Source organism: Archaeoglobus sp. UBA230 (assembly GCA_002507545.1).
GTDB lineage: Archaea > Halobacteriota > Archaeoglobi > Archaeoglobales > Archaeoglobaceae > Archaeoglobus.
This window is the reverse complement of the sequence record DAVR01000003.1, coordinates 150,362-160,530: the sequence shown is the minus strand read 5'-3', so window position 1 is coordinate 160,530 and position 10,169 is coordinate 150,362. Positions and strand designations below refer to the sequence as shown.

Genomic DNA, 10,169 nt, shown 5'->3' with positions numbered 1-10,169 from the left:
TGGTTTCATCAATTCTTGCAGTCAAGGAATCCATTCTCCTATCTAAGTTATCCATTCTCCTCTCCATGCTGTCCATCCTTCTTTCCAAAGCATCCAATCTTTTGTTCATTGTTTCAACAGCAATCTTGAATCCCTCCAACTGCCCTCTAACCTCCGCCTTAAACTCCCTGAACTCCTCCCTTATAGACCCAACCACTAAGTCTCTGACCTTCTCTGCTATTTGCTGTGCATCCATATAACCCTATTTTTTGAGAATCATTATTTATTCCTTTCGTCGTGTACACTTTTGCATCCACCAATTCACTTTCTATTCAGCTGTTCGTAAATCACAACTGTCAGCGAAACCCTTTTCTTTGTCTGTGTTTACTCATATGTATGCCAAAGATAATCGAAGCCATCTATGAGGATGGAGTGTTTAAACCGCTGGAGAAAGTGGATCTGAGGGAGGGGGAGAAGGTTAGACTTAGAGTGGAGGAAAGGGGTGCTATAACACCCGATTTAATTGAAAAACTCAAACTCATGCTAAAGAATATTCCCGAGACGATGTCAGATGTCAAAGGTCTTGAGGAGCAGTACTATGCCGGAAAAATGCTTTATTGATACAACGGTACTTCTTGAGGTAATTCTGAGGAAGAAGTTCAGCGTTTTAGAAAGTCTGGCGAAGTACAGCGTCCACACATCTGTAAACGTTCTCGAAGAGGCGGCTTTCAAAATAATCTACGCAAGTGTAGTCGACGAACTCCAGACGGAGCATGCTGGCGTATTTAAAGTGAAAGGCAGCTTTGAAAAAGGCGCGGGTTCACATCTGATTGAAACAAGGCTCCACGCTCTGAACGTACTCAAGAGCCATCTTGTAGTTCTCGAGCTCGACGAAAATATATTTGACTTGGCGAAAGATATAATCCAGGTGTACAAATTTCTTCCCAACGACGCCTTAATAGCAGCAACCTGCAAGCACTACGGCATAGGAAAAATTGCAACCTTCGATGAGGATTTCAAGAGGGTTGATTTTCTTGAGGTTGTTGAAATTTAGCTCGTTCAGAGCAGCGAAACCCTTTTCTTTTTCCTCGACCAAATCAAGATATGCCCAAAATCATCGAAGCCATCTACGAGAATGGGGTGCTCAAACCCCTTGAAAGAGTGGATTTGAAGGAGGGGGAGAAGGTTAGGCTTAGGGTGGAGGAAGACATCCTACATTTGGCCGAGAGATACGCAGGTATCGGCGGCTACAAGGGTGATCTAACGCCAGATAAACTCTACAGAATAGAGGTGGATATTTTTGGATGAGGTGTTCGTCGACAGTAGCGTGTTCGTTACGCACTGCATGGCCGGAGACTCGACGCTTATAAAGCTGCTGAAAAGTTTCAAACTCCTGATATCGCCAAATGTCATTGAAGAGTCGTTCTACAAATCCATGTATTTACGAACCGAGACCATACACGGTAGAACGGGTAAGTACCTACTCAGGGATACGTACAAAAGAGACAAAAATGCCTATCGTGGGGTTTACCAGTACTTCCACGAGTTTATTCCAAAGCTCATCGAGGCCGGAGAGCTGAGAGTTCTCCCGATAAACGCCGAAATCGTTCTTGATTCCGTTAAAATCTCCTGGGAGTATTCACTTCTCCCAAACGATGCTTTGATAGCGGCAACATGCAAGCACTACGGAATCAAGAAGATAGCTACGTTCGATGAGGATTTCAAACGCGTGGATTTTCTTGAGGTCGTTGAAGTTTAACCATTCGAAACCCTTTTTTCCTCCTGACCTAATCAAGATATGCCAAAGACCATCGAAGCAATCTATGAAAATGGAGTGTTTAAACCCTTGGAGAAAGTTGATCTCAAGGAGGGAGAAAGTCAGAATAAGAATAGGCGGAATCGTGAGAAAAACGAAGGGAGTTATTGCGGGCAGTAAAATCGAAGAAATAATCGAGGAGATTGAGAGTGAGGGTATTCTTTGACTCGAACGTCTTTCTTCATCACTCTCCAATACACGGCAGAAAGCGACAGAACTTCTTGAGCAGGTTGAATCTGGCGAAGTAGTCGGTTACATCAATGACGTGGTCGTTTCCGAGGTGATCTATGGCTATCTTCGGGCTATCACAAACTTGAAACCTTTTAAACTTAGAAAAGAAATCACGAAAGTAAACATTGATCTCTCACTGGTGAAGGAGCTTCTTGATATGTTCAGTGTTCTTCCATGCAACTTTGGTGTTGGCGTTGTTGAAGTAATTGAAATATCGACTTCTCCCAAACGATGCCCTGATTGCAGCAACATGCAAGCATTACGGGATAAAAAAGATAACAACCTTCGATGAGGATTTCAAGCGCGTTGAGTTCCTTGAAGTCATTGAGGTCTGACGGCAAAAGCTTTTAGATTTGAAATTGAATTAAAAGCATGGGAAAGATAATCGAAGCAATCTACGAGAACGGGGTGTTCAAGCCCCTTGAAAGAGTAGATCTGAAGGAGGGGGAGAAGGTAAGGTTAAAGCTCGCCAAAAACCTTGCTGAGAGGCTGAAAAAGTATCAGATAGAGGTCGAGAGGGATTTAGTCGCAGAGTTCATAGCGGAGAGGAGATAATGAGCCTTGTTGTAGATACATCTCTCTTCGCCGATCTAGTCTTCAAATTCAATGAAAAAAGGACCAGGATTGCGGAAGAGGTTCTGAGTGCCGTTTCGGACATCGTAAACCCAAGGTTGTTTAAGGTTGAGATCGCTGGCATCTTGGCAAGGAGGCTGTCAGCACAGCAAGTCGAACAGATAGTTTCAGAGATCATGGAAGATGTGAAGCTCATCGATAACCCGGATGAACTTGCATTTCAAATCGCAGCCGAGACCGGTTCGAGAGCTGCAGATGCATACTTCATAGCGACGGCAAAACTCACAAACTCAATTCTACTAACCAACGACCGCATAATGGCTTTGAATGCAAAAAAGGTTGGAATAGAGGCTTACTACCTTATCGAGGAGTTCGATGCGGCTATGAAAAGAATTTCTGAGCCTGAATGAGCAAAACCCTTTTTCTTCCTCGACCAAATCAAGATATGCCAAAGATCATAGAGACCGTGTACGAGAACGGAGTCTTTAAACCCTTGCAGAAGGTTGACTTGAAAGAAGCTGGGGTTGCTCCTCCAAACGATGCTATCACTGCAACTTGCAAGCATTACGGAATGAGCAAGATTGCGACCTTTGATTAGGATTTTTTCAGACATTAGATTTCTTGACTTTATAGGGGGTGATTTACCTGCAAATTTTTTAAGACCTCTTACCAAGCTATTTTGATGAAACTCAATGTTGTGGTGTGGAAGGAAGATGACATGTTTATTGTCAGAGAAGTGTTTACTGGAGTTACAACGCAAGGAGAAAGTATAGAGGAGGCTTTGAAGAATATAAAAGAGGCAGTTGAGCTTTACTTGGAGGAAATGCCCGATTTGAAGGAAGAATTGGAAAGCAAAGAGATAGTCGGTGTTATGAATGTCTAAGCTACCGAAGCTTTCTGGAAATGATGTTGTCAAGATACTGGTTAAGAAATTTGGCTTTGAAGTTAGCAGACAAAAAGGTAGCCATGTAACCCTTGCAAAGTACGAATCTGGAAGAAAAATTGTTACAGTAGTTCCACTACACAAAGAACTCAAGCCAGGAACAATTTTGGGAATTCTAAAGCTTGCTGAGATAAGTAAGGAGGAGTTCATGGACGCCATTGAATAATCCAGCAATTCGAAACCTTTTTTCTTCCGTCAACAAAATTAAACCATGCCAAAAATCATCGAGGCTGTGTACGAAAATGGTGTGTTTAAGCCCCTTGAAAAAGTTGTCTTAAGGAGGGGGAGAGGATTAAACTACGATTAGAAGAAGGATTAGCTGACATTATCAAGAAGTACAGTAGAAAAGTTAACCACGATGTTTTAGAAGAATTCCTCAGGGAAAGAAGATGACCGTTGTTGACACATCCGTGTTTGTTGATGCCTTGTTCAGATTCGACGAGGAGAGATCATCAACAGCGAGCAAGTTGTTTGAAATCTACGTGAAATTACAATTTCAGAGCCGGAGATATTTAAAATGGAGTTAATCGGGCAACTCGTCAGGAGAATTCCGAAGAATGAAGCACTCGTAATTTATGAAGAGATCGTAAGTAAGATAAACTTCATCGAATTCAAAGTTCTAAACGAGACGGCATTTTCAATCTGCTTCGAAACTGGGTGCAGAGCAATCGATTCGTATTTTATTGCCACAGCAAAGCTCACGAACTCAATCCTTATCACGAACGACAGGATCATGGCGGCTAATGCCAGAAAAGCGGGGGTTGAAGCTTACTATCTGCTTGAGGAGCTCGATTCTGCGATGAGGAGAGTTGCTGGACTTTGACGCAGATCAAGATTCTACCTCTTATATTGGTTACTCATCCCATGACTTGCTGGACAGGTTTGTAGAATTTCTATCTGAGAGGCCTGCATTAATTGTACCCGAGCACAAACACTCGACGAAACCCTTTTTTACTTTCATCCAAACCATTCTTAATGCCGAAGATCATAGAGGCTGTGTATGAGAATGGAGTGTTCAAACCCCTCGAAAAAGTTGATCTGAAGGAGGGAGAGAAAGTCAGGCTTAGGGTGGAGAAAAACCTCTACGACGTAATTCTTCGATATAGGGAATATTTCGAGGACGTAGATGAGGATCTAACCACGGAGCTCGTGCGGGAGAGGAGGTAAATGATAGTTTTTGACACATCGGTAGTAATCGATGCCCTACTCCCAAAACTTGGCGACAGAAGTCGACAGGCAAGCGAAGCACTGAAAGCTGCAGGGGAGCGGGCAGCAGTTGTATACGCTCCAAGAATCTTCAAAATAGAGCTTGCATCGGTGCTGAGCAGAAGGAAAAGTGTGGAACTTGTGAAAGACGTAGTCTCTGATATTGCCAAATGGATAACTTTGATACCAGAAAGCGAGCTCTTCGATGTCGCATATAATCTGAGCTACACAACAAAAAGCCGTGCGGTTGATCTATACTTCATCGCCGCAGCAAAGCTCACGAACTCAATTCTGCTGACCAACGACAGGGTAATGGCGATCAATGCTAAAAAGGCAGGCATCGAAGCTTACTATCTGCTTGAGGAGTTCGAAGCGGCTATGAAAAGAATTGCCGAACTCTGACGCGGTTGCATTAAGTGTCAGAAGCGTAAGGATTTGCGAAACCCTTTTCTTCTTCCTCGACCAAATCAAGATATGCCGAAGACAATTGAAGCTATCTACGAGAACGGAGTGTTCAAAACCCTCGAAAAGGTTGATCTGAAGGAGGGGAGAGAGTTAGGCAGTAGATGAGTGTGCTTGAGATCGTAAGGAGATTGAGTATCCAGACATCTGGCATTCAGAATAGCACTTGAAACGGGATGCGTGACCATCGGAACTGCTCAAGATTGGAAAAGCCAATTCCTGCAGTAGATGTGATAATTTCGGCAATTACCATGAATAATAGTTTGAGAGTAGATGGACGAACACTTCTCATTCATCGAGGATGTTGAATGCTGTAAGTGAATTTGAAGTTGTTATTGAGGATGTAAAAATTAAGCATTCAGTCTGGTCATTCATTCCTCAGCTCGAAACTCGTTATCTTCTTAATTCAAGTAGGTGGCATCTGTTGGTGTATGTAGATTGTTTATTTTGATATTTATGCTACATCTTCGAAGTTACCTATATATTGCACCACTCCTACATTACTCGATGAGGCACCTCATTTCTATAAACGATCTTGATAGGGAAGACATAACCTATATCCTTAAAAAAGCGGATGAATTCGAGGACGTTGCAAGGGGTGAAAGAAACCTCAGAATCCTTGAAGGAAAAATTCTTGGAAATCTGTTCTTTGAACCTTCAACCAGAACGAGAATGAGCTTTGAGGTTGCGATGAAGAGACTTGGGGGAGACGTTTTAAACATGACTGCACAGGAGGCGAGCAGCATTGCAAAGGGAGAGACTCTGGCAGATACAGTAAGAGTGGTTTCGGGCTACTGTGATGCGATTGTGATAAGGCATCCACTGGAAGGTGCGGCAAGATTTGCAGCGGAGAATTCTTCTGTGCCTGTAATTAATGCTGGTGACGGGGCTGGGCAGCATCCCACACAGACATTGCTTGACCTCTATACTATAAAAAGGGAATGTGGGAAGCTGGACGGTATAACTATAGCCCTGGTGGGAGACCTGAAGTATTCGAGGACGATACACTCACTGATAAAAGCCTTAGCCCTTTTCGAGACCAAGATATACCTTGTCAGTCCGGATGCTCTTGCCTTGCCTGACGAGATGCTGGAGGAGATAGGAGGAGATGTGAGCAGAGCAAGGCTGAGTGAAGTTATAGGAGAGGTAGACGTCCTTTACGTCACGAGAATACAGAAGGAGAGGTTTCCGGATGAGGAGGAGTATAGGAAGGTGTCAGGAAGCTACAGAATAACCTTGGACACGATAAAGAATGCAAAGGATAGCATGATTATAATGCATCCGCTTCCAAGGGTTGATGAGGTTGATCCGGCTGTTGACAAAACAAAACATGCAAAATACTTCCAGCAGGCTTTTTACGGCGTTCCGGTGAGAATGGCGATTCTGAGTGAGGTGATGCTGTGAAGGAGCTTGTGGTCAGCAAAATCAGGGAAGGGACTGTTATAGACCACATAAACGCTGGAAAGGCATTGCTCGTTCTCAAGATACTTGGGATAGACGCTGGAACAAACTTAACAGTCTCGATGGCCATGAATGTGCCGAGCAGCAAGATGGGTAAAAAAGACATCCTTAAGGTCGAAGGAATGTATATTAGTGAGGAGAAACTGAACAAAATCGCTCTAATATCGCCCAACGCAACGATAAATCTGGTAAGGGACTACGAGATCGAGAGAAAGTTCAAGGTGAGACCTCCTGAGGTTGTAGAGGGGGTTCTAAAGTGTCCCAACCTCATGTGTGTGTCAAACGCGGAAAGAGAGCCAGTCAGGTCAATATTCTATGTGAAAATTGAGGAAAACGAAGTTTCAGCGAGATGCCACTACTGTGGGAGAAAGATAAAGGATTTAGCTAACCACATCATTTAGACAGATACTCAAGAGCATCTTTGACCTCAGCGTTATCGTGGACTATCATCGAGATAGCTCTGGTCATCTTCGTTGGGTTCTCTGCTTGGAAGATGTTTCTACCTATAGCCACACCTCTCGCTCCTGCATCCATTGCCGCCCTGACCATGGTTAAAATCTCCTCGTCACTTCCCATCTTCGGCCCACCCGCAACAACCACCGGAACTGGACAGCCTTCAACCACCCTTTTGAAGCTCTTCACATCTCCAGTAAAGTTAGTTTTGATTATGTCCGCTCCAAGCTCGGCTCCAGCTCTTGCAGCCAGACTAACAGCCTTTTCATCAAACTGGTTGATCCCGTTCCCCCTCGGATACATCATCGCAAGTAGCGGCATCCCCCATTCTCCAGCAATCCTCGAAATCTCTCCCAGCTCCCTGAGTTGCCTCGCCTCTGTATTGCTTCCCACGTTCACGTGAACACTCACGGCGTCAGCTCCAAGCTTTATCGCCTCTTCGACGGTGCACACTATGACCTTCTCATTCGGATCGGGGGAGAGGGACGTGGAGGCACTCAGATGGATTATCAGGCCAACATCCTTTCCGTAACCTCTGTGGCCAAATCCAACAACACCTTTGTGCAAGACTACCGCGTTAGCTCCCCCCTCTGCAACTGCATTTACGGTTTTAGCCAAGTCTCTTAGACCCTCTATCGGCCCCATGGACACTCCGTGATCCATTGGAACGATAACAGTGTTCCCGGATTCTCTGTTTATTATCCTCTCTATTCTTATTTTCTTCCCGATTTTATTCATGCTACTTAGTTTCAAAGTAGCAATTTAAATTTTACGGTTTTAGCCATTACCCGCACATTTCTTGCTTACACTCTACCCAAAACTCAAGTTCACCGATAATGCCCTCAATAGCCCTCACTCTCTCTTCAATCTCTCTGAGTGACGGACAGCCAATACCCCAATCAAGATGTTTGCCGAGAGGAAATTCTCTGCAACTTTCAGGCCTTATTGGGTGTATCGAACAATTTCCATCTCTTAGGAATGGGCACGGTTTTACAAGAACAGGACTATTGGATTCCACTTCAATCTCATAATATTCAAGTAGTCCAAGCTCACTCTCGGCAACGATCTTGCCCTCCAGAGGGTCATAAACGCATTGGCTCAGCACCTCGCAACACTTCCCGCACCGCTTACATTCAAAGGGTATGAAAACTTCAATTCCAATCTCCTTGCTCCTATAAATCGCGTACATCTCCGCTAAGGATTTTCAGTATTGTCTCCCCTTCTTCTCTCGTTGCTGCTGTGGTTATTACATGAATCTGCTGCACTGTCGCACCGTCAATCAGCAGAGCCCTCAGGTTTCCCCTATCATCGCTTCTCGTAAGCTTAAGCCTAACCCCTCCACCAACTGACGTTGCGTTCCCCTCTATGACGCCCGGTACAACCTTTTTAACGTAGGGCGATTTTGCAAGCCTCATTACTAAGGCGTATCCGTCCCTTCCTCCTATTATTGTCGAGTGGCTCCCCTGTATCTTTTCCTCTGGAAGCAAATCTACAGTCCTGAGGTCGCTTTTTGTCCTCAGAGTTTTTTCAAGTCTTGCAAAGAATTCATAGGAGTTTTCAAAAACATCGGTTGCTGAGATTGCAAAGGGGTATAGAAAGGATTTCAACAAATCAACGGCTTCGTAAATCAAATCATGGCTTTCACCCGACACGTAAATCTCCTCTATCCTTCTCTCGTAGACTTTCTCAGCGATAACTTCATAGAGATTTCTCAACGAGATTTCATCTTCGTACCTTTCAAAGGTTAAAAACTCGTTTCCATGCCTCCCTACAAGAAAAACCTGCGCCCTATCTTTTGAAACATAAATTCCAGAACCTAAGGAGTATCTCCTGCCACAAGAAAGGCAGTATTGGGTGGGACTTTTCAGCAGTTCTCCACACTCACATATCAATCGTTGAAGCATAGCATGTGACCCATTTTGTCCTTTTTAGCTTTAAGATACGGCAGATTTACGCTGCAAGGTTCGACTTCTATGGGTTCTCTCTTAATCCTGAAGCCGTACTTCTTTAGCTCCTCTATCTTCAGAGGATTATTCGTAAGGAGCCTGATGCTCTTAACTCCCAAATCCATCAGAATCTGAGCTGCAATTCCGTAACTCCTCATGTCGGGCGGGAAACCGAGCTCTATGTTCGCATCCACGGTATCAATTCCATCTTCCTGTAGTTTGTAGGCCATCAGCTTGTTTATCAGCCCAATCCCTCTTCCCTCGTGTCCCCTCATATAAATTGCAACACCCTTGTTTTCTCTGTCAATCATCTTGAGAGCACTCTCAAGCTGATCACCGCAATCACATCGCAAAGAGTGGAAAATATCGCCAGTTAAGCACTCGGAATGTATCCTTACCAGCACATCTCCCTCACTAACATTACCCCTCACAAGCGCCACGATTTCACCAAGGGGGGTTCTGTATCCCACAGCCTTAAAAACGCCGTAGAACTTTGTTGGAAGGGTTGCCTCAACAACTCTCTCCACGATCTTTTCTGACTTTATCCTGTACTCTATCATGTCTTTTATTCTGAAAATTGGGAGGTTATGCTCCTCAGCAAAACTCAGGGCGTATTCTTCACCCGCCACATTGCCCTCGGCAGTCATAAGCGGGGCATAGACTGCTGAGGATGAAAATCCTGCCATTCTGGCGAGGTCAACACAAGCCTCTGCCATTCCTGGTCTTTCAAGCACGCCCATTTCCTTCGTCTCCTCCACGAAAATTCTACCGGGGTATTTGATGTCCTCAACTTTCCCGCTCACGAGGTCTCTGATGAATCTCGCCCTATCCTCTGCTGATACTTTCTCCATATTTGGGTCTATGGGAATCATGTTTCCGTTCTGGAATCTGAATCTGTTTAAACCCAGAGAGAGAATCCTGCTCCAGGGGAGAGCTAAACGAATCTCATCGCAGTTTTTCATCATGAAATTGAGAATCTCACCTGTGATCAATTCAGCGGGTATGCAGATTACGCATTTTTCTGAGTCGAGAACCATTGCTGGTTTTCCAGATTTTACCTGTAGAGCCAGTTCATCCATACACCGAGTAGGGTGAGATG

Annotated in this window: 19 protein-coding genes and 4 pseudogenes; 18 read left to right on the top strand and 5 right to left on the bottom strand. The window is 44.4% G+C overall.

Annotated elements, in window-relative coordinates; translation table 11 throughout:
* Positions 1–235 (bottom strand): annotated as a pseudogene (locus BP688_RS01095) (hypothetical protein); the annotation flags it as partial.
* A gap of 140 nt (positions 236–375) precedes the next feature.
* Here BP688_RS01095 and BP688_RS01090 point away from each other — a divergent pair.
* The 18 genes and pseudogenes from BP688_RS01090 to pyrI all read left to right on the top strand — a co-directional run bounded on the left by BP688_RS01090 (position 376) and on the right by pyrI (position 7,072).
* Entirely contained in the window at positions 376–600 is a 225-nt protein-coding gene (locus BP688_RS01090; RefSeq protein WP_290624469.1) for an antitoxin family protein, read from the top strand.
* The gene (locus BP688_RS01085) at positions 578–1,033 is read left to right on the top strand and encodes a PIN domain-containing protein (RefSeq protein ID WP_290624467.1); all 456 of its coding nucleotides are present in this window, start codon (positions 578–580) and stop codon (positions 1,031–1,033) included. Before BP688_RS01090 ends, BP688_RS01085 begins: the two co-directional genes overlap by 23 nt.
* Positions 1,034–1,083: 50 nt before the next feature.
* A complete protein-coding gene (locus tag BP688_RS01080; protein WP_290598018.1) occupies positions 1,084–1,287 on the top strand; it encodes an antitoxin family protein in 204 nt (67 codons plus the stop codon).
* 1 nt (position 1,288) lies between these two features.
* A complete protein-coding gene (locus BP688_RS01075; RefSeq protein ID WP_290598017.1) occupies positions 1,289–1,738 on the top strand; it encodes a type II toxin-antitoxin system VapC family toxin in 450 nt (149 codons plus the stop codon).
* 39 nt (positions 1,739–1,777) lie between these two features.
* Positions 1,778–1,961, top strand: a pseudogene (locus BP688_RS01070) (antitoxin family protein).
* Between the two features lie 271 nt (positions 1,962–2,232).
* A complete protein-coding gene (locus BP688_RS01065; protein ID WP_290598016.1) occupies positions 2,233–2,361 on the top strand; it encodes a PIN domain-containing protein in 129 nt (42 codons plus the stop codon).
* Positions 2,362–2,398: 37 nt separating this feature from the next.
* Complete coding sequence (locus BP688_RS01060) at positions 2,399–2,581, top strand: antitoxin family protein (RefSeq protein ID WP_290598015.1); 183 nt, start codon at positions 2,399–2,401, stop codon at positions 2,579–2,581.
* Positions 2,581–3,009, top strand: a complete 429-nt coding sequence (locus BP688_RS01055; RefSeq protein ID WP_290598014.1) for a type II toxin-antitoxin system VapC family toxin — start codon at positions 2,581–2,583, stop codon at positions 3,007–3,009. Before BP688_RS01060 ends, BP688_RS01055 begins: the two co-directional genes overlap by 1 nt.
* 35 nt (positions 3,010–3,044) lie before the next feature.
* Positions 3,045–3,197, top strand: a complete 153-nt coding sequence (locus tag BP688_RS01050; protein ID WP_290598013.1) for an antitoxin family protein — start codon at positions 3,045–3,047, stop codon at positions 3,195–3,197.
* 84 nt (positions 3,198–3,281) lie between these two features.
* Positions 3,282–3,482: a type II toxin-antitoxin system HicB family antitoxin gene (locus BP688_RS01045; protein ID WP_290598012.1), complete on the top strand. Its 201-nt coding sequence runs from the start codon at positions 3,282–3,284 to the stop codon at positions 3,480–3,482.
* Entirely contained in the window at positions 3,475–3,708 is a 234-nt protein-coding gene (locus BP688_RS01040) for a type II toxin-antitoxin system HicA family toxin (RefSeq protein ID WP_290598011.1), read from the top strand. The genes BP688_RS01045 and BP688_RS01040 overlap by 8 nt, the downstream gene beginning before the upstream one ends.
* Before the next feature lie 45 nt (positions 3,709–3,753).
* Positions 3,754–3,860 (top strand): annotated as a pseudogene (locus tag BP688_RS13545) (antitoxin family protein); the annotation flags it as partial.
* Positions 3,861–4,059: 199 nt separating this feature from the next.
* Complete coding sequence (locus tag BP688_RS01030) at positions 4,060–4,365, top strand: type II toxin-antitoxin system VapC family toxin (RefSeq protein ID WP_290598010.1); 306 nt, start codon at positions 4,060–4,062, stop codon at positions 4,363–4,365.
* Between the two features lie 152 nt (positions 4,366–4,517).
* Positions 4,518–4,709 carry an antitoxin family protein gene (locus BP688_RS01025; protein ID WP_290598009.1) on the top strand — a complete coding sequence of 64 codons (192 nt, stop codon included), beginning with the start codon at positions 4,518–4,520 and terminating at the stop codon, positions 4,707–4,709.
* A complete protein-coding gene (locus BP688_RS01020) occupies positions 4,710–5,150 on the top strand; it encodes a type II toxin-antitoxin system VapC family toxin (RefSeq protein ID WP_290598008.1) in 441 nt (146 codons plus the stop codon).
* 72 nt (positions 5,151–5,222) lie between these two features.
* A pseudogene (locus BP688_RS01015) lies at positions 5,223–5,306 on the top strand (antitoxin AF2212-like protein); the annotation flags it as partial.
* Between the two features lie 411 nt (positions 5,307–5,717).
* Positions 5,718–6,614: an aspartate carbamoyltransferase gene (pyrB, locus tag BP688_RS01010; protein ID WP_290598007.1), complete on the top strand. Its 897-nt coding sequence runs from the start codon at positions 5,718–5,720 to the stop codon at positions 6,612–6,614.
* On the top strand, positions 6,611–7,072 hold the full coding sequence (gene pyrI / locus BP688_RS01005; RefSeq protein WP_290598006.1) for an aspartate carbamoyltransferase regulatory subunit: 462 nt from the start codon (positions 6,611–6,613) through the stop codon (positions 7,070–7,072). Before pyrB ends, pyrI begins: the two co-directional genes overlap by 4 nt.
* Here the strand turns inward: pyrI and BP688_RS01000 are convergent.
* From BP688_RS01000 to ribA, 4 genes are read right to left on the bottom strand one after another with little or no spacing between them, the layout of a single operon-like run.
* Positions 7,065–7,862 carry a 2-amino-3,7-dideoxy-D-threo-hept-6-ulosonate synthase gene (locus BP688_RS01000; protein WP_290598005.1) on the bottom strand — a complete coding sequence of 266 codons (798 nt, stop codon included), beginning with the start codon at positions 7,860–7,862 and terminating at the stop codon, positions 7,065–7,067. The genes pyrI and BP688_RS01000 overlap by 8 nt on opposite strands.
* A 46-nt stretch (positions 7,863–7,908) precedes the next feature.
* Positions 7,909–8,313, bottom strand: a complete 405-nt coding sequence (locus tag BP688_RS00995; protein ID WP_290598004.1) for a YkgJ family cysteine cluster protein — start codon at positions 8,311–8,313, stop codon at positions 7,909–7,911.
* Positions 8,297–9,028, bottom strand: coding sequence for a DUF2103 domain-containing protein (locus tag BP688_RS00990; protein WP_290598003.1), 732 nt, complete (start codon positions 9,026–9,028; stop codon positions 8,297–8,299). The genes BP688_RS00995 and BP688_RS00990 overlap by 17 nt, the downstream gene beginning before the upstream one ends.
* Positions 9,013–10,149, bottom strand: a complete 1,137-nt coding sequence (gene ribA / locus BP688_RS00985; RefSeq protein ID WP_290598002.1) for a GTP cyclohydrolase II — start codon at positions 10,147–10,149, stop codon at positions 9,013–9,015. Before ribA ends, BP688_RS00990 begins: the two co-directional genes overlap by 16 nt.
* Positions 10,150–10,169 lie beyond the last annotated feature (20 nt).